Genomic DNA, 17,719 nt, shown 5'->3' with positions numbered 1-17,719 from the left:
ACCGGTATTCCTGTCGCCAACCGATATCAGGAAGTGTCTGAACCGTATTGGACGTCACCGGGGCTTCATTTCTCGTAGTGGCCGTTCTGATGCCAGCGCCAGGCATCCGCAATCATCGTCTCTAACGTTGACCTTTTCGGCTTCCACCCCAGTTCGGTTTGGGCGCGGACAGAGCCGGACACCAGCTTGGTGCAATCGCCCGCCCGTCGGGCACCAACCGAATACGGGACCGGGCGGTTGGTGACGGATTTGGAATGCTCGATCACTTCAAGCACGGAAAACCCCGAGCCGGTACCCAGATTGAAAACACGGCTTTCTTTACCCTGTTCCAACCAGCCCAGCCCCAGAACATGTGCGTCGACCAGATCACAGACATGGACATAATCGCGAATACATGTGCCGTCGGGCGTTTCGTAATCGGTGCCAAAAACGGTCAAACCCTCGCGCTTGCCATCAATCGCATCCAGCATCAGGGGGATCAGATGGGTTTCAGGCCGGTGAAACTCGCCCACTTCGCCTTCGGGATCAGCACCAGCAACGTTGAAATACCGGAAAATGACATGGCGCAGCCCATGGGCCGCTTCGAAATCCCTCAGGATGTCCTCGATCGCGCGCTTTGATGCACCATAGGCGTTCAGCGGGTGTTGGGCGGTGGCCTCGTCCAGCACCACATTGTCATGCTCGCCATAGGTGGCGCATGTGGACGAGAACACGAAATCCAGACAGCCCGCCGCAACCGCAGCCTCGATCAGCGTCAGCGATCCGGTAACATTGTTCGACCAGTACAGCCCGGGTTGCCGCATCGCGTCGCCCACCTGGCTGAGGGCCGCAAAATGCATCACCGCAACCGGCTTGTGTTTGGCAAATACCTCGTCCAGGCGTGCCCGGTCTAACAGGTCGCCCTGTTCAAACGGCCCGTATTTCACCGCATCCTGCCAGCCGGTGACCAGATTGTCGTAGGTCACGGGAACATAACCCGCCTGCGCAAGCGCCTTGCAGGCATGCGACCCGATATATCCGGCACCACCGGTCACGAGGATTGGTTTCATGAAGCGTCCTTTGGAACCAGATTGCCTGTCATCGAGATATGGAAACCGCGGGGCGTCATGGGCAAAAACCGGCTATTCCAGCCCCATCGCGGCCATCATCTCTTCGATCTTGGGTACGTCCTGCGGGTTGTTCAGCTCCCAGAACTGACGGCCCTTGGCGTCAACCTCGACGCACAGAACCTTGCGGCCATTTTCCATGAACCTGAGCTGTTCAAGACCCTCCAGTTTTTCCAGAGGGCCCGTTGGCCAGCCCGGATAGGCCGCCAACGCGTCAGGCCGATAGGCATAGACGCCGACATGGTGAAACACCGGCGTGGGTTCATCCCCGCCAAAGGTTTCTGAGGTGAAGGGCACAACCTCTTTCGAGAAATACATCGCGCTGTTGTCGCGCGCGAATACGGCGGTTGTGCCGCCAACGCGGCCATGTTTGCGGTCGTTCAGCAGGCTGTTCAAAGCATCCCCGTCGCAACGCAGGACCGGTGTGGCCACGCCAGCATCGGGTGCCGCGCGCAGCCCTGTGATCAGGTCCTCGACAAACCAATGCGGTGTCAGAGGTGCATCGCCCTGAAGGTTGACCACGATGTCATATCCGCTGCCCAGAACCTTGTGCGCCTCGGCGCAGCGTTCGGTGCCGTTCTGGCAATTTTCCGAGGTCATCACCACCTCGGCGCCAAAGCCTTCGGACTGTTCGCGGATGCGGTCGTCATCGGTTGCGACCACAACCCGGTCCACGCCCGCAACAGAAGTGGCCGCCCGCCAGGACCGTTCGATCAGTGTCATCGAAACGCCGGTCGCGCCGGTCAGCGGCACCAAAGGCTTGCCCGGATACCGGGTCGAGGCATAGCGGGCGGGGATGGCGATCAGAACTGACATCAGGCCTCCTTCAGCTTAACACCCGGAGCGTAAGCGATAAAAAACGGGTTCGCATAGCCCTCTTTGCCATAGACAAGTGGCGCGTGATCGTCAAACCGCACAACCCGGCCTCCGGCCCCGGCTAGTACTGCGTGCCCTGCCGCCGTATCCCATTCCATCGTGCGCCCGACCCGCGGATAAAGATCCGCCTCGCCCGTCGCAACCAGACAGAACTTGAGAGACGATCCCGCGCTTTTGCTGTCCTTGACCTGATACTTGTTGATGTAATCCTCGGTGGCCTGATCCCGGTGCGACTTTGAAGCCACGACCAAAAGCGCGGAATTGTCCGGGTTAGAGACTGATATTGGGGTCAGGGTGCCGGGTGCATCCTTGTCAAACGCGCCCGTTTCCTCGACTGCCTGACCATCGGCCTGCGTATAGAACATGCGACCCCGCGCCGGGGCATAGACCACGCCCCGTGTCGGCGTTCCGTTCTCGACCAGCGCGATGTTGACGGTGAAATCGCCACGGCGGTTGATGAATTCCTTGGTGCCATCCAGAGGATCGACAATCAGAAAAGTATCCCCTTTTTCGGAATGCGAGGCGGCCTGTTCTTCGGTGATCAGCAGGATATCGGGGAACGCCTGACGCAACCCGGCTGAAATCAGCGCATCGGCTGCCTCATCCGCTTCGGTCACAGGGCTGGAGTCTGATTTGACTTTGACGTCGAAATCGTCTGCCTCGTAGATTTCCATGATCCTGTCGCCTGCCTCAAGGGCCAGACGCCGGATGACGGGAATAAGCGCGTCGTAGGTCACAAAAATGCTCCGTTCCTGTGGTTTGTTGATCCAAACTCGTGACCGACTTATGATGCGACGGTTACCGAACGGCAAGATATTCATGCCAGGTTAGGGACGACGAGGCAGGAAAGACCCTTTAAGTGTTCTATTACAAGCGCAATCAAACGCTGCTGGGCAGTGCACTGACGACTGCGGAACTGGTGTTTCATGCGGTGGTGCGGAACGTGCGCGCGCAGCATCCGAATGCGGTGATCGCGATCCTGCTCAACGTTGTGCAATTGTTGGTGATGATGGTCACGTTCTATCTGCTGATGTCGTTGATGGGCCGGGGCGGGGTCGCCAGGATCAGGGGCGAATTTCTGCTGTATGTTCTGTCGGGCGTGTTCCCGTTCATGTTGCACATACAATCGATTGGCGCGATTTCCGGGGTTGGGTCATCCAATAACCCGATGATGCTGCATTCGCCGATGAACGTAATGGTCACGATTCTCGCGGCGGCCTTCAGCACATTCTATAAGTTCCTGCTGGCCATGTTCATCATCCTGTTCGTCTACAGTGTCGCGGTTGCTCCGCTTGAGGTGCAGAACCCCGGCGGCGCCTTCGCAATGCTGGTGCTGGCCTGGTTTACCGGCTGCGCGGTGGGGCTTGTGTTAATGGCGTTGAAACCGTGGGCCCCGACGACCGTTTCGATGCTGACCAATATATATCGCCGTCTGAACATGGTGTTTTCCGGCAAGATGTTCATTGCGAACGCATTGGGTGGCGGGCTGTTGATGATGTTTGCCTGGAACCCGCTGTTTCACATCATCGACCAGACCCGCGGGTTCGTGTTCCGCAACTATTATCCAAGAAACACCAGCTGGGAATACGCGGCCTGGGTTGGAATCGCCCTGTTGATGATCGGTCTTATGGGCGAATTCTTCACCCGCCAGCACGTGTCGAAAAGCTGGAATGCGCGCCGCTAACGCGCCACCCGCAGCGTAAGATTTATGCGCCCGCCTTTGGGCAAAAGGCGCGAGGATCCAAACCTGATCCGATCCACGCCGTGATATGCCAGCCGCGCCGGACCGCCCATGACAACCACATCCCCCGAGCTCAGCCAGATCGACTCGGACTTGCCGCCGCGCGTCGTGTTGCCAATCCGAAACAAGGCATCGTCGCCCAGCGAAACCGACAGAACGGGCCATGAAAAATCGGCCTCGTCCTTGTCCTGATGCAGGCCCATTTTTGCACCTTCCCCGTAATAGTTGACCAAACAGCAATCGGGGGCCCGCTCGGTGCTGACCAGATCACGCCAGATATCCAGAATGGTGGCGGGGATTTCCGGCCATATTCCACCTTTGGGGTGCTGATCCTGATATCGGTATCCTGCCTTGTCGGTCACCCAACCCAGATCACCGGCCGAGGTCATCCGAACCGACATCTCCTTGCCCGAGGGGGTAACAGGCCGGAACAGGGGCGCAGCTTTCAGAATCGGGCGCAAATCCGCGATCACCCGCGACTGGGCCGCAGGATCAAGATAACCTTTCCTGATATCGAACCCCCGCAAAACCAATCGCGCCATTCCAGAAACCCCAATCCTTTCCAATTCCTTGCCAAAAAAGGCATCAGAATCCCTAAAACCTGCGTTCTACGGTGCTTGCAGGCCTCTGGTCTCGCCCTTATATACGCCGGGACGCGCGATGGTAGTGCTGTCGCGCACATCAGGTCGGGGGCGGGATGCCGTAACGGGTCCGGTCGTCGAGACATCGCCTTGAAGAGAAAGGGATTGCAAAAATGGGAAAAGTAATCGGGATTGACCTCGGAACCACCAACTCGTGCGTGGCCATCATGGACGGTTCGCAGCCGAAGGTTATCGAAAACGCCGAAGGGGCGCGGACCACGCCCTCGATCGTCGCATTCACTGAAGATGAGCGACTGGTCGGTCAGCCTGCAAAACGTCAGGCGGTCACCAACCCCGACAACACGATCTTTGGCGTCAAGCGCCTGATCGGTCGTCGCGTGGATGATGCCGAAGTTGAAAAAGACAAGAAGATGGTGCCGTACGCTATCGTCGATGGCGGCAATGGCGACGCGTGGGTTCAGGCCCGCGGTGAAAAGTACTCCCCAAGCCAGATCTCGGCCTTCACTCTGGGCAAGATGAAGGAAACCGCGGAAAGCTATCTGGGTGAGGAAGTGACACAAGCGGTCATCACCGTTCCGGCATACTTCAACGACGCACAGCGTCAGGCCACCAAAGACGCGGGCAAAATCGCCGGTCTGGAAGTGCTGCGGATCATCAACGAACCGACAGCTGCCGCTCTGGCCTATGGTCTGGACAAGCAGGAAACCCAAACCATCGCAGTCTATGACCTTGGTGGCGGTACCTTCGACGTGACCATTCTGGAAATTGACGACGGCCTGTTCGAGGTCAAATCGACCAACGGCGACACCTTCTTGGGTGGTGAAGACTTTGACATGCGCATCGTCAACTACCTGGCGGATGAGTTCAAAAAGGAACACGGTGTCGATCTGTCTGCTGACAAGATGGCCTTGCAGCGTCTGAAAGAAGCCGCCGAAAAAGCCAAGATCGAACTCAGCTCGACCTCGCAGACCGAAATCAACCAGCCGTTCATCTCGATGGGTTCGAATGGTCAGCCGCTGCACATGGTCATGAAACTGACCCGTGCCAAGCTGGAATCCCTGGTCAGTGATCTGATCAAGAAGTCGATGAAGCCGTGCCAGGCGGCTCTGAAAGACGCTGGTCTGTCGGCCGCTGACGTGGACGAAGTTGTTCTGGTCGGTGGTATGACCCGGATGCCGAAAGTGATCGAAGAGGTCACGAAGTTCTTTGGCAAAGAGCCGCACAAAGGTGTGAACCCGGACGAAGTGGTTGCCATGGGTGCCGCCATTCAGGCCGGTGTTCTGCAGGGCGACGTCAAGGACGTGGTTCTGCTGGACGTGACCCCGCTGTCGCTGGGCATCGAGACGCTGGGTGGTGTGTTCACCCGCTTGATCGACCGCAACACCACGATCCCGACGAAAAAGTCTCAGGTCTTCTCGACTGCCGAGGACAACCAGAACGCCGTGACCATCCGCGTGTTCCAGGGCGAGCGTGAAATGGCTGCGGACAACAAGATCCTCGGTCAGTTCAACCTCGAAGACATCCCGCCCGCGCCGCGCGGCATGCCCCAGATCGAGGTGACTTTTGACATCGACGCCAACGGCATTGTCTCGGTTTCGGCCAAGGACAAAGGCACCGGCAAGGAACAGAAGATCACCATCCAGGCATCGGGCGGTCTGTCCGACGAAGACATCGAAAAGATGGTCAAGGACGCCGAAGAGAACGCGGAAGCCGACAAGGAACGCCGCGAGCTGGTCGATGCCAAGAACCAGGCGGAAAGCCTCATCCACTCGACCGAAAAGTCGATGGAAGAGCATTCCGACAAGGTCGACCCGACCACGATCGAAGCCATCGAACTGGCCATCGCCGCACTCAAGGACGAGCTGGAAACCGACAACGCCGACAAGATCAAGTCTGGTATCCAGAACGTCACCGAAGCGGCGATGAAGCTGGGTGAGGCCATCTACAAGGCGCAGTCCGAAGAGGCCGAGGACGAGCCTGTCGCAGCAGATGCCGCACCCGGTGAAGACGATATCGTCGATGCCGAGTTCGAAGATCTGGACGACGACAAGCGTAACTAACGGGTAACCGGGCCAATGTAGGCCGGTCCGGATGCCGGGCCGGCCTATTTACGTTGAGGCAGAAGGAAATACTGATGTCAAAACGCGACTATTACGAAGTGCTCGGCGTGTCCAAGGGCGCTTCGGCGGATGAGATCAAGAAAGGCTTTCGCACGAAAGCCAAAGAGCTGCATCCGGACCGCAACAAGGACAACCCGGATGCCGAGGCGCAGTTCAAGGAAGCCAACGAGGCTTATGACGTGCTGCGCGATGCCGACAAAAAGGCGGCCTATGACCGCTTTGGCCACGCCGCGTTTGAAAACGGCATGGGCGGCGGTGGTCGGCCTGGTGGCGGCTTTGGGCAGGGCGATTTCTCCAGCGCGTTCTCGGATGTGTTCGACGACCTGTTCGGCGACTTCATGGGCGGGCAACGTGGTGGCGGCGGCCGACGCGCCGCGCGCGGCTCGGACCTGCGCTATAACCTGCGCGTATCGCTGGAAGAGGCGTTCTCGGGCCAGCAGAAAACCATCAATGTACCGACAGCCGTGGCCTGTTCCTCCTGCGAAGGAACCGGTGCAGAGGGCGGGGTCGAGCCGACAACCTGCCCCACCTGTTCCGGCATGGGCAAGGTGCGGGCGCAACAGGGTTTCTTTACGGTCGAACGAACCTGCCCCACCTGCTCGGGTCTGGGTCAGATCATCAAGAACCCCTGCAAATCCTGTAAGGGTGCAGGCCGCGTCGAAAAAGATCGCGCCTTGTCGGTCAACATCCCCGCTGGTGTCGAAACCGGTACCCGTATTCGTCTGGCAGGTGAAGGCGAGGCCGGAATGCGCGGTGGCCCTCCGGGCGACCTCTACATCTTTGTGGAAGTGTCTGATCACAAATTGTTCGAACGCGACAGCGTGAACCTCTATTGCCGTGTACCGGTCAGCATGGCCAAGGCTGCGCTGGGCGGATCGATCGAGGTTCCGACAATCGATGGCGGGCGTGGGCGGGTGCAGATCCCGGCAGGCAGCCAGTCGGGCCGGCAAATGCGCCTGCGCGGCAAAGGCATGCCCGCACTGCGCGGCGGCGGTGTTGGCGACATGTTCATCGAACTGGCGGTTGAAACCCCGGTCAACCTGACCAGCCGCCAAAAAGAACTGCTGCGCGAGTTTGATGATCTGGGCGAAGACAACCACCCGGAATCAAAAAGCTTTTTCTCATCCGTCAAATCCTTCTGGGACGGCATGAAAAGCTGACAACCAGGGTTACCCGGGGGCTCTGCCCCCGCCGCCCGCTTCGGGCGCCTCCCCCGGGATATTTCCGGCCAGATGAAGCAGGGATCCTTTATTCATCTGGCTCTAAATATCCCGGAGCGCGAGGCAGAGCCTCGCAAAACACTCCCTAAAGACATTCAATTGGCCTTATCAGATGAGCAAAAGTGGCAACGCATTTGCCAAATTGGCTCTTGATTCCGACCGTCGACCCTGAAATTGTCCGCGACAACCGTTGGGGTGCCCGTATCAGGGCTGAGAGGCGCAACCGCGCTAACCCATCGAACCTGATCCGGGCAATTCCGGCGTAGGGAACGGTCTTATGAACACAGACGTTTTCCCTACCTCGTTGCCCAAAGAAGATGGAGCAACGACATGGCGGCAATTGCCCTGACCATCGCAGGGTCTGACAGCGGCGGAGGCGCCGGGATTCAGGCCGATCTGAAAGCGATGTCGGCGTTGGGTGTATTCGGCGCAAGCGTCATTACCGCCATTACGGCGCAGAACACGCAAGCCGTCACTGCGGTGCATGGGGTTCCGCTGGATGTCATTGCCGCTCAAATCGACGCGGTGCTGAGCGATCTGGACGTGAAGGCCATTAAGATCGGTATGCTTGCCACGCCAGAGATCATTCACACAGTGGCCCAAGGCCTGGAAACGTTCAAAGGGCCCGTTGTTCTTGATCCCGTCATGATCGCAAAATCCGGGGATGCGCTGTTGGCGCAGGAAGCGGTCCGGACGCTGCGCGAAGTGATGGTGCCAGCAGCGACTGTGCTGACGCCCAATCTGCCGGAAGCGGCATGTTTGTTGGATGCGACACCGGCGCAATCACCGGACGAGATGGCCGCACAAGGCCAGGCCCTGTGCGCTCTGGGCGCGGGTGCGGTCTTGATGAAAGGCGGGCATGGGTCGGGCGATACCTGTCACGATCTGTTGGTCGACCCCTCAGGTATCGTGGCCACGTTTCAGGCCCCGCGTCAGAACACAAAAAACACCCACGGAACCGGCTGCACCCTGTCGTCGTCGATCGCTGCCGGTCTGGCCAGGGGCCTGCCGCTGAGAGATGCGGTTGCGCAGGCGCATGATTATCTGCAAGGGGCCATCGCGCGGGCGGATGAACTGAAGATTGGTGCCGGGCACGGCCCTGTGCACCACTTCCACCGGATCTGGCCCGCATGACTCTCTGGTCTGTCATAGGTGCGGGCGTAGCGGGTCTGGCCGTGGCCAGCGAGCTTGTGTCACGCGGCGCAAAGGTGCAGGTTTTCGACCCGGGCGGCCCGCCCGGCCCGCATGGGTGTTCCTGGTGGGCCGGTGGGATGCTGGCCCCCTGGTGTGAATACGAAAACGCGGAAGAACCGGTGCTGCGGCTGGGGCAGGAAGCAATCGAATGGTGGGCGCAGCGAACGCAGGTAAACAGAAGTGGAACTCTTGTCGTTGCCAACGCGCGCGACCTGCCCGACCTGCGCCGGTTTGCACGCCGGACCGAAGGGTTCAGCGAGGTTGATCGCACGAAAATACTCGAATTAGAGCCTGATCTGAGCAAGTTTGGCAAAGCTCTGTATTTTGAAAACGAAGCGCACCTTGATCCTCGTCAGGCGTTGCGCGATCTGCATCGTCACCTGCAAGGCGCCGGCGTGGAAGTCCACCGAAAGCTGGCTCCGGCGCAACTGGACAAGGCCATAGACTGCCGGGGCTTGCACGCGCGCGAATATCTGCACGACCTGCGCGGCGTGAAGGGTGAGATGCTGGTTCTTCGTTGCCCCGATGTGAATCTTTCGCGTCCGGTGCGGCTGTTGCACCCGCGGATGCCGCTTTACATCGTTCCGCGCGGGGATGGCGTCTACATGCTGGGCGCAACCATGATCGAATCCGAGGACAGCAGCCGCATCACCGCGCGTTCGATGCTGGAACTGCTCAGCGCGGCCTATGCCGTGAACCCGGCCCTTGGCGAGGCCGAGGTGCTGGAGATCGGTGTCGACCTGCGCCCTGCTTTCCCGGACAACCTGCCGCGTATCCGGCGATTGGGCCGGACAATTTTTGCCAACGGGCTTTATCGCCATGGCTATCTGCTGGCCCCTGCATTGGCGCGGGGTGTCGCTGATCTGGCATTGGACAACACACATTCGGAGATGGTCGATGAAGATCGTGCTTAACGGCGAGACGCGGGACGTGAGTGCCGAAACCCTTTCGGATCTGTTACTGGAATGCGGCTTCTCAGGCCGTGTGGCCACCGCCGTGAACGAAGATTTCGTGCCGTCAAGCCTACGTATTGGGCACAAACTGACCGATGGCGACCGGATCGAAGTTGTCGCGCCGATGCAGGGGGGCTGAGGATGAAGACGTTCTACGGCATCGAACTGCCGAACCCCTTGATGCTGGGCACCGCCCAATATCCCAGCCCCGCCATTCTGGAACAGGCCTTTCGCGAAAGCGGTGCGGCGGTTGCCACGGTATCGCTGCGGCGGGAATCCGGCGCGGGTCAGACATTCTGGCAGATGATCCGCGAGCTGGGTGTTCTGACCCTGCCAAATACGGCTGGCTGTCATACGGTGAAAGAGGCGGTGACAACAGCCCATATGGCGCGCGAAGTGTTTGATACCAAATGGATCAAGCTGGAACTGATCGGCCACACCGACAGTTTGCAGCCGGATGTGTTCCAGCTGGTCGAGGCCGCGCGCATCCTGACCGAAGACGGGTTTGAGGTGTTTCCCTACACAACCGATGATCTGATCGTGGGCGAACGCCTGCTCGAAGCGGGATGTGAAGTGCTGATGCCGTGGGGGGCGCCCATCGGGTCCGGGCGTGGGCTGAACAACGAATACGCCCTGCGGTCGATGCGGGCCGAGTTTCCTGACACGCCGCTGGTGGTGGATGCCGGGATCGGCCTGCCCAGCCACGCGGCCCACGCGATGGAGCTGGGATATGATGCCGTTCTCCTGAACACCGCTGTGGCCCGTGCCGGTGATCCCGTTCTGATGGCCAAGGCGATGGCGAAGGCAATCCATGCCGGACAACTGGCCCATCGGGCAGACCCGATCGAGGCGCGTGATATGGCCGAACCTTCGACCCCCGTTGTCGGAAAGGCCTTCCTGTCATGACGCTGGACCGTTTCTACCCGATCTTCGATCACTCGGACTGGCTGCGGCGGATGCTGCCCTTGGGTGTCAAGCTGGTGCAGCTGCGTATCAAGGATCAGCCGGATGAGGTGGTGCGCGATCAGATTGCCGCCTCGCGCGATCTGTGCCGCGACTATGGGGGGGGTCTGGTGATCAACGATTACTGGCAACACGCCATCGATCTGGGTTGCGACTGGGTTCATCTGGGGCAAGAGGATCTGGATGATGCTGACCTGAAAGCCATCCAAAAAGCGGGTCTAAAGCTAGGGGTTTCCACTCATGACGATGACGAGCTTGAGCGGGTTTTGGCCATGGATCCCGATTACGTGGCGTTGGGTCCCGTCTATCCGACCATCTTGAAAAAGATGAAGTGGCATCAGCAGGGCCTGCCCCGCGTGACCGAATGGAAGGCGCGGGTTGGCGACATTCCTCTGGTCGGCATTGGCGGCATGAGCGTCGAGCGTGCAGCAGGGGTGCTGGCAGCCGGGGCCGACATCGTCTCGGCCGTTACGGACATCACACTGAACGCCGACCCCGAAGCGCGGGTGCGTGCTTGGATCGAGGCCACGAGATGAGCCGCTATGCCCGCCAGACGCTGCTGCCCGAGGTTGGGGCTGAAGGACAGGCCCGCCTGACTGCGGCCCGTGTTCTGGTGGTCGGCGCAGGTGGTCTGGCCGCGCCGCTGCTGCCGCTATTGGCCGGGGCCGGGGTGGGGCATATCACAATTGTCGATGGTGACATCGTCGATCTGTCGAACCTGCATCGCCAGACATTGTTTTCAGAAGAAGATTGCGGGCTGTCAAAGGCCGAACGCGCCGCTGACCGATGCCGTGCGTTGAATGTCGAAATCGATGTGATTGCCAGGAAACAGGCTCTAACAGGGGAAAATGCACCCGATCTGGTGTCGCAGGCGGATATTATCCTGGATTGTGCCGACAGCTATGCGGTCAGTTATATGCTGTCGGATACCTGTCTGGCACAAGGCAAGCCACTGATCAGCGCCTCGGTACTGGGCCTTTCAGGTTATGTGGGCGGGTTTTGCGGTGGCGCGCCTTCTCTGCGTGCCGTTTTCCCCGATGCGCCGGATAGCGGCGCAAGCTGCGCCACGGCGGGTGTTCTGGGTCCCGTTGTCGGTGTGATCGGGTCCATGCAGGCGCAGATGGCGCTGAACCTGATCTTGCGGCTTGACCCATCACCCCTGGGGCAGATGGTGCAATATGATGCGCGAACCCTGCGCAGCACCGGGTTTCGTTTTGATGAAGCGCCGGAACCGAACAGCTGTTTCCGCTTTCTCTCTGCCAGCCAGTTGCGAGACACGGACCAGATTGTCGAACTGCGTGACCCGAACGAAGCTCCGGTTCCGGCCCACCCGGATGCGACGCGCATTTCACCCGAAGAAGTACAAGATATAGACCCAAACAAGGGGAAACGCCTCGCCCTTTGCTGTGCCACCGGGCTGCGCGCATGGCGCGCTGCCGAGAAAATCCAACCGATTTGGCCGGGCGAGATTGTCCTCGTCGCGGCTTCAACCTCCTGAGAAAAGGAAACGTGAGATATGAAAAAGCTGATGACAGCCTTTGCCCTTCTGGCCGCCGCGCCAGCCTGGGCCGAAGACAAGATGACCGTCCTGCTGGACTGGTTTATCAACCCCGACCACGGGCCCATCATCGTGGCACAGGAAAACGGCTATTTCGCCGAGCAGGGATTGCAGGTCGAAGTCGTTGCCCCCGCTGACCCATCCGCACCACCGCGTCTGGTGGCAGCCGGTCAGGCGGATTTGGCAGTATCCTATCAGCCGCAACTGCATTTGCAGATTCACGAAGGGCTGCCGCTGAAACGGGTCGGCACGCTGGTCGCAACGCCCCTGAACTGCCTGCTGGTTCTGAAGGACGGCCCGATCAAATCGCCCGCTGACCTCAAGGGAAAGAAAATCGGCTTTTCCGTCGCCGGTGTGGAAGAGGCCATCCTCAGCACCGTGCTTGGCAAATACGACGTCGCGCTGGATGATGTTGAGATGATCAACGTGAATTTCTCACTCTCGCCCTCGCTGATGACCGGTCAGGTGGACGCGGTGATTGGCGCTTATCGCAACTTCGAACTGAACCAGATGGATATCGAAGGCCGCCCCGGCACCTGCTTCTATATCGAGGAAGAGGGCGTGCCGTCTTATGACGAACTGATCTATGTCGCCAACCCCGATACGATGGACAAAGACAAGATCGCCCGTTTCCTGGCCGCGACCGAAAAAGCGACTCAGTACATCGTCAACAACCCGGAAAAAAGCTGGGAGGTCTTCTCGGCCACCTCGCCCGAGCTGCAGGACGAGTTGAACGCGCGCGCATGGGTCGACACGCTGCCGCGCTTTGCCCTGCGTCCCGCCGGGTTTGACGCTGGCCGTTATGCCCGGTTCGAAGCATTCCTGAACGACAGCGGCATGATCGACACTGTCCTGCCCGTCAGCGACATTGCCATCGACGTCACCGCGCAATGAGCGATTATGGCAAAGCCTTTGCGCTGATGCGCGATGCGGCGCAGGGGCCGTGGCGGGATTACACCCGCCACGCTTTTGTCGAAGCACTGAAAGACGGCACCCTGCCACGCCCGGCGTTCCTGCACTATCTGCGTCAGGATTATGTGTTCCTGATCCACTTCTCGCGCGCCTGGGCGCTGGCCGTGGTGAAATCGGAAACACATGCTGAAATGCTGGCGGCGTCGCGTACCGTGAACGGCCTGATCAGCGAAGAGATGAAGCTGCATATCGGCATTTGCGAAGCAGAAGGCATCTCGCAGGCAGAGCTGTTTGCGACGCTGGAACGGCCCGAAAATCTGGCCTATACCCGCTTTGTCCTCGAGGCGGGCTATAGCGGCGATCTGCTGGATCTTCTGGCAGCACTTGTACCCTGCGTCATGGGATATGGTGAGATTGGCACCCGCCTGTCTGCGGAGGCAACATCAACATCCTATCGCGGCTGGATCGATACCTACGCGGACGAGGGCTATCAGAACGCCTGCGCCGCCGTGGGCGAGTTGCTGGATTCGGCTCTAACAAGGCGGATCGGGGCGGATTTCCAATCTTCACCCCGTTGGGATCGTCTGTGCCGGACGTTCCGCACGGCCACGGAATTGGAGGTCAATTTCTGGCAGATGGGTCTGACCCCATGACCCCGGCGCCCGATCTGACCATCAGCGGCACTGCCACGATCGACGGCGCGATTCTGTTCGCACCGCTGACCCTGACGCTTGACGCCGGGGCGTGGACCTGTCTGCTGGGCGGATCGGGTGTTGGCAAAACTACGGTCTTGCGGCTGATTGCCGGGCTGGAAACCGGGGCTGAATTCTCGGGCCGGATCACCGCCAGCGATGGCCAGCCGGTTTCAGACCGGGTCGCTTATATGGCGCAGGACGACCTGTTGCTGCCTTGGGCGAGTGTTGCGCAGAACGTCTCGTTGGGCGCGCGGCTGCGGGGCGAGAAAGTTGACCTTGACCGGCGCGACCGCCTGATCGAGCGGATGCGGTTGCAGGACCATATGACCAAGAAACCGCCCGAGCTTTCGGGTGGGCAGCGCCAGCGCGTGGCACTGGCCCGCACCCTGATGGAAGACCGGCCGATTGTGTTGCTAGATGAACCCTTTTCCGCCCTTGATGCCCGAACCCGTGCCGATATGCAGGATCTGGCCGCCGAGGCGCTGAAAGGCCGCACTGTCCTTCTGGTAACCCACGATCCGGGCGAGGCCGCGCGTCTGGGGCAATCCATCGTCGTCATGACACAGCACGGGCTGACACCGTGCGACCCGCCGGTTGCTCCAGCCCCGCGCAGCGTGGATGATCTGCAGACGCTGGAAACACAAGGCGCGCTTTTGCGGCTGCTGCGGGAGGGCGGGGTATGAAGTCCCTCTCTGTTCTGGCAGCAACCCTGTTTGCCCTTGCCATCTGGCAGGGGATCGTGACCCTGACCGGATTGCCAAAGTTCATCCTGCCCGGCCCTGCGGTGGTTGCTGAAACCTGGTGGCAGAACCGCTGGCTGATTGCAGAACATGCCTGGATCACAGCCATTGAGGTCATTATCGGTCTTGCCTGCGGCACGTTGCTGGGCGTTGTCACCGCATTGCAGCTGGCCAATTCCCGTGTCGCACGGGTTCTGGTGCAGCCAATGCTGGTGTTCACGCAGGCCTTGCCGGTCTTTGCGCTGGCCCCGTTGCTGACCCTGTGGCTGGGCTATGGCCTGTTGTCAAAGGTCGCGATGGCGGTGCTGATCATCTATTTCCCGATCACGTCGTCCTTCTTTGACGGTTTGATGCGAACACCGCAGGGGTATCTGGACCTTGCGCGCACGATGCAGGCGGGCAAGCGCGCTGTGTTGTGGCACATCCGTATCCCTGCGGCGTTGCCGTCTTTGGCCTCGGGGATGCGGCTTGCGGCGGTGTATGCGCCGATCGGTGCCGTGATCGGTGAATGGGTCGGTTCATCGCAAGGTCTGGGATATCTGATGCTGCTGGCCAATGGCCGCGCCAAGACGGACCTGATGTTTGCGGCGATGCTGACGCTGGGCGTGTTTTCGATCCTTCTGCACCTGATTGTCCGCCGCGCCACCGCGCGTATGGCAGGAGAGGCGCATTAACCTTTCGGAAAGTGATTCTGCGTCAGGGTAAACGCATGACACAGGACGCCTTTGCCGAAGCCCCCATGCTGTTTGATACGGACGAAGCGCCAGCGCAGCCGCTGCCGAATGGTCGGTTACCCTCCTACATCAAAGACCATCGCAAGCGGCTGCGCGAACGGTTCATGGCGGGCGGGTCCGCAGCGATCCCGGATTATGAGTTGCTGGAGCTGGTTTTGTTCCGGTCCATCCCCCGGCAGGATGTGAAACCGTTGGCGCGGGCATTGATGAATGCCTTTGGCGATTTCAACCGCGTGTTGACCGCGCCCGAAGAACGGCTGCGTCAGATCAAGGGCGTTGGTGACACGGTCATCACCGATCTGAAAATCCTCGAAGCCTGCGCGCATCGGATGGCACGGGCGCGGGTGATGCAGCGGCACGTGATATCCAGCTGGGACGCGCTGCTGGATTATTGCCACACGACAATGGCGCATCGCGAGACCGAGCAATTTCGCGTTTTCTATCTGGATCGCAAGAACGTCCTGATCGCGGATGAGGAACAGGCCAAAGGCACTGTGGATCACGTGCCGGTCTATCCGCGCGAAGTGGCGAAACGGGCGCTGGAACTGAATGCCTCGGCCCTGATCCTGGTGCATAATCACCCATCCGGTGATCCGACCCCGTCACAGTCGGATATTGATATGACCAACCGCATTCAGGATGCGTGTTCCGCCCTGGGGCTGACCCTGCATGACCACCTGATCATCGGCAAATCGACCGAGCTCAGCTTTCGCTCCGAAGGGTATCTCTAGCGGTTACTGCACCCAAATCTCGACACGCCGGTTGACCTTGCGGCCCCATTCGGTGTCATCGCAGGCCATGGGCATCGCTTCGCCAAATCCTTCGGCGGTAACCGTGATACTGTCAGGGATCGGGGCTTCAAGCGCGGCGATAACCGCGTTTCGCACGGTTTGCGCGCGCCTCAGGGCGATGCGGGCATTTGAAACGGCACCCCCGTCCCCATCGCTGAAGCCTGCAAACACAACCTTGCGTGCCTGCAACGTACCCGCGTCCAGCATTTGTGCCAGCTGCTGAATATTGGCGCGCGACTGCGCGTCCGGGCGGGACGATCCGGGTTCGAACCGAACCGACAGGGACAGGCGCGACAGGGGGCGCAAGGTCTCGATCATGCGTTGCAACTCCTCCAGTCCGACCTCAGCTCCGCCGGTGACGACCGCATTGGCAAGCCGGTCCCCCTGCACGCCAACCGGCAGGGTTTCAGCCGTTTGATCCACATATCCTGCGTCACGTATGGCCATCTGCGCTTCGGGGCTTTGGCTATAGGCCAGAAACTGCCGCGCAATCCGGGGCAGGCGACGTTCCGGCAGATACAGGAACATAGGCATATTCAGCGGGTAATCTTCGGTCTTGATCGACTGGCGGGTCGCGGCCAGCGGATGCCCGCACCCGCCGGTCAACGGCAAAGCGCGGGTGCCATGGGCCGATGTCTTGCTGGCGACCCCGATGGAAAACGGATCCTTTGCCACGGCCGCGGTCAGGTCATGTATGCGATTGTGGCGGATCGCCGTATCGGTCAGGTCCACACCGGCGGTTTTCAGAATCTGATCCTCGACCGCCTGCGCCAGACCCGACCCGGCCTCTGGCACATGCAGTGCAATAGGGGCATCCGGCCCACCCAGCTGCGCCCAGTTGCTGATCTCTCCGGACAGAATACGAGCCATATCTGCCAGAGAAACCTGCCGCATCACGCTGTCGGGGGCCACGACCGGGACCATGGCATCCAGTGCAATGACCCGTGATCGCCGCGTGCGTTTCAGATCGCCCAACCCCGCAGCTTCGGCAGCCTCCCGCTCGGCCTCGCGCATCTCGCGCAGGGCCATCACGATATCCGCCCGGTCTGCGATCAGATCACTGAACCCGCGATCCGTGGTGCCCACGTCAAAGAAAAACCGTGCCAGCGGGGCCGACCGGCCCGCCTGATGCAGCTCGTAAACAAAGGTGTCCTCATCCACGCGGGCGGGGGTCGCGGTCAGGTCTTCCTGACGGGCAAATCCGATGATCAGGGCGGGCAGCACCGTTTCAGCCATCACCGATGATCCGGAAAACTGCACTTCGGCGACGAAATCGATCAGGTTGGGGCAGGCGGGCCCCTCGCACGTGACGCCCGAACCATCCACGGTCAACGTCCCGAATTGCGTATCGACGCGATAGAACTCACCGTCAAAGCTCAGCAGATTGCCGGTCACTTCGACCTTGCCATCATGCGAGGTCAATGTGATGTCCTGCCCAAAAGCACCGGTCGCCACCGTCACGGAAAACAGCGCAGCCACCGCCACACGGAAAAATGTCATAAGAGGTTCAAGCC

At 60.1% G+C, this 17,719-nt stretch carries 19 protein-coding genes and 1 riboswitch; of the genes, 14 read left to right on the top strand and 5 right to left on the bottom strand.

Going from position 1 to position 17,719, the window contains the following annotated elements; all coding sequences use genetic code 11:
* Positions 1 to 65 precede the first annotated feature (65 nt).
* The 3 genes from galE to cysQ all read right to left on the bottom strand — a co-directional run bounded on the left by galE (position 66) and on the right by cysQ (position 2,719).
* Positions 66 to 1,049 carry a UDP-glucose 4-epimerase GalE gene (galE, locus tag I9182_RS16265; RefSeq protein WP_209598972.1) on the bottom strand — a complete coding sequence of 328 codons (984 nt, stop codon included), beginning with the start codon at positions 1,047 to 1,049 and terminating at the stop codon, positions 66 to 68.
* A gap of 72 nt (positions 1,050 to 1,121) precedes the next feature.
* Positions 1,122 to 1,922 (bottom strand): manno-octulosonate cytidylyltransferase, encoded by an 801-nt coding sequence (locus tag I9182_RS16260; RefSeq protein ID WP_209598971.1) that lies wholly within the window; start codon positions 1,920 to 1,922, stop codon positions 1,122 to 1,124.
* Positions 1,922 to 2,719, bottom strand: coding sequence for a 3'(2'),5'-bisphosphate nucleotidase CysQ (cysQ, locus tag I9182_RS16255; RefSeq protein ID WP_209506913.1), 798 nt, complete (start codon positions 2,717 to 2,719; stop codon positions 1,922 to 1,924). Before cysQ ends, I9182_RS16260 begins: the two co-directional genes overlap by 1 nt.
* A 122-nt stretch (positions 2,720 to 2,841) precedes the next feature.
* Between cysQ and I9182_RS16250 the strand changes: the two genes are divergently transcribed.
* Positions 2,842 to 3,666 (top strand): ABC transporter permease, encoded by an 825-nt coding sequence (locus tag I9182_RS16250; RefSeq protein ID WP_209598970.1) that lies wholly within the window; start codon positions 2,842 to 2,844, stop codon positions 3,664 to 3,666.
* On the opposite strand, the gene I9182_RS16245 is transcribed toward I9182_RS16250, so the two are convergent.
* On the bottom strand, positions 3,663 to 4,265 hold the full coding sequence (locus I9182_RS16245) for an alpha-ketoglutarate-dependent dioxygenase AlkB (RefSeq protein WP_209598969.1): 603 nt from the start codon (positions 4,263 to 4,265) through the stop codon (positions 3,663 to 3,665). The two genes, I9182_RS16250 and I9182_RS16245, sit on opposite strands and share 4 nt — an antisense overlap.
* A 212-nt stretch (positions 4,266 to 4,477) precedes the next feature.
* Between I9182_RS16245 and dnaK the strand changes: the two genes are divergently transcribed.
* The 13 genes from dnaK (at position 4,478) to radC (ending at position 16,145) form a co-directional block, all read left to right on the top strand.
* Entirely contained in the window at positions 4,478 to 6,385 is a 1,908-nt protein-coding gene (dnaK, locus tag I9182_RS16240; protein WP_209506916.1) for a molecular chaperone DnaK, read from the top strand.
* A 74-nt stretch (positions 6,386 to 6,459) separates the two neighbouring features.
* A complete protein-coding gene (gene dnaJ, locus I9182_RS16235) occupies positions 6,460 to 7,605 on the top strand; it encodes a molecular chaperone DnaJ (RefSeq protein ID WP_209598968.1) in 1,146 nt (381 codons plus the stop codon).
* Between the two features lie 241 nt (positions 7,606 to 7,846).
* A riboswitch (TPP riboswitch) is annotated at positions 7,847 to 7,951 on the top strand.
* A gap of 44 nt (positions 7,952 to 7,995) precedes the next feature.
* Complete coding sequence (gene thiD / locus I9182_RS16230; RefSeq protein ID WP_209598967.1) at positions 7,996 to 8,799, top strand: bifunctional hydroxymethylpyrimidine kinase/phosphomethylpyrimidine kinase; 804 nt, start codon at positions 7,996 to 7,998, stop codon at positions 8,797 to 8,799.
* Positions 8,796 to 9,773, top strand: a complete 978-nt coding sequence (thiO, locus tag I9182_RS16225) for a glycine oxidase ThiO (protein ID WP_209598966.1) — start codon at positions 8,796 to 8,798, stop codon at positions 9,771 to 9,773. The genes thiD and thiO overlap by 4 nt, the downstream gene beginning before the upstream one ends.
* Positions 9,757 to 9,951, top strand: a complete 195-nt coding sequence (thiS, locus tag I9182_RS16220; protein ID WP_209598965.1) for a sulfur carrier protein ThiS — start codon at positions 9,757 to 9,759, stop codon at positions 9,949 to 9,951. The genes thiO and thiS overlap by 17 nt, the downstream gene beginning before the upstream one ends.
* 2 nt (positions 9,952 to 9,953) lie before the next feature.
* Positions 9,954 to 10,718 carry a thiazole synthase gene (locus tag I9182_RS16215; RefSeq protein ID WP_209598964.1) on the top strand — a complete coding sequence of 255 codons (765 nt, stop codon included), beginning with the start codon at positions 9,954 to 9,956 and terminating at the stop codon, positions 10,716 to 10,718.
* On the top strand, positions 10,715 to 11,311 hold the full coding sequence (locus tag I9182_RS16210; RefSeq protein WP_209598963.1) for a thiamine phosphate synthase: 597 nt from the start codon (positions 10,715 to 10,717) through the stop codon (positions 11,309 to 11,311). The genes I9182_RS16215 and I9182_RS16210 overlap by 4 nt, the downstream gene beginning before the upstream one ends.
* A complete protein-coding gene (locus tag I9182_RS16205) occupies positions 11,308 to 12,273 on the top strand; it encodes a ThiF family adenylyltransferase (protein WP_209506923.1) in 966 nt (321 codons plus the stop codon). The genes I9182_RS16210 and I9182_RS16205 overlap by 4 nt, the downstream gene beginning before the upstream one ends.
* An 18-nt stretch (positions 12,274 to 12,291) precedes the next feature.
* Complete coding sequence (locus I9182_RS16200) at positions 12,292 to 13,227, top strand: ABC transporter substrate-binding protein (RefSeq protein WP_209598962.1); 936 nt, start codon at positions 12,292 to 12,294, stop codon at positions 13,225 to 13,227.
* On the top strand, positions 13,224 to 13,898 hold the full coding sequence (gene tenA / locus I9182_RS16195; protein WP_209598961.1) for a thiaminase II: 675 nt from the start codon (positions 13,224 to 13,226) through the stop codon (positions 13,896 to 13,898). Before I9182_RS16200 ends, tenA begins: the two co-directional genes overlap by 4 nt.
* On the top strand, positions 13,895 to 14,623 hold the full coding sequence (locus tag I9182_RS16190) for an ATP-binding cassette domain-containing protein (protein ID WP_209506926.1): 729 nt from the start codon (positions 13,895 to 13,897) through the stop codon (positions 14,621 to 14,623). The genes tenA and I9182_RS16190 overlap by 4 nt, the downstream gene beginning before the upstream one ends.
* Positions 14,620 to 15,354, top strand: coding sequence for an ABC transporter permease (locus tag I9182_RS16185; RefSeq protein ID WP_209598960.1), 735 nt, complete (start codon positions 14,620 to 14,622; stop codon positions 15,352 to 15,354). The genes I9182_RS16190 and I9182_RS16185 overlap by 4 nt, the downstream gene beginning before the upstream one ends.
* 35 nt (positions 15,355 to 15,389) lie before the next feature.
* Positions 15,390 to 16,145, top strand: coding sequence for a DNA repair protein RadC (gene radC / locus I9182_RS16180; RefSeq protein WP_209506928.1), 756 nt, complete (start codon positions 15,390 to 15,392; stop codon positions 16,143 to 16,145).
* A gap of 3 nt (positions 16,146 to 16,148) precedes the next feature.
* Here radC and I9182_RS16175 read toward each other — a convergent pair whose 3' ends face one another.
* Positions 16,149 to 17,705 (bottom strand): phosphate ABC transporter substrate-binding/OmpA family protein, encoded by a 1,557-nt coding sequence (locus I9182_RS16175; protein WP_209598959.1) that lies wholly within the window; start codon positions 17,703 to 17,705, stop codon positions 16,149 to 16,151.
* Positions 17,706 to 17,719: the final 14 nt, after the last annotated feature.

The organism is Ruegeria sp. HKCCSP351, from assembly GCF_017872535.1.
GTDB lineage: Bacteria > Pseudomonadota > Alphaproteobacteria > Rhodobacterales > Rhodobacteraceae > Ruegeria.
This window is presented reverse-complemented; position numbering and strand designations above follow the sequence as displayed.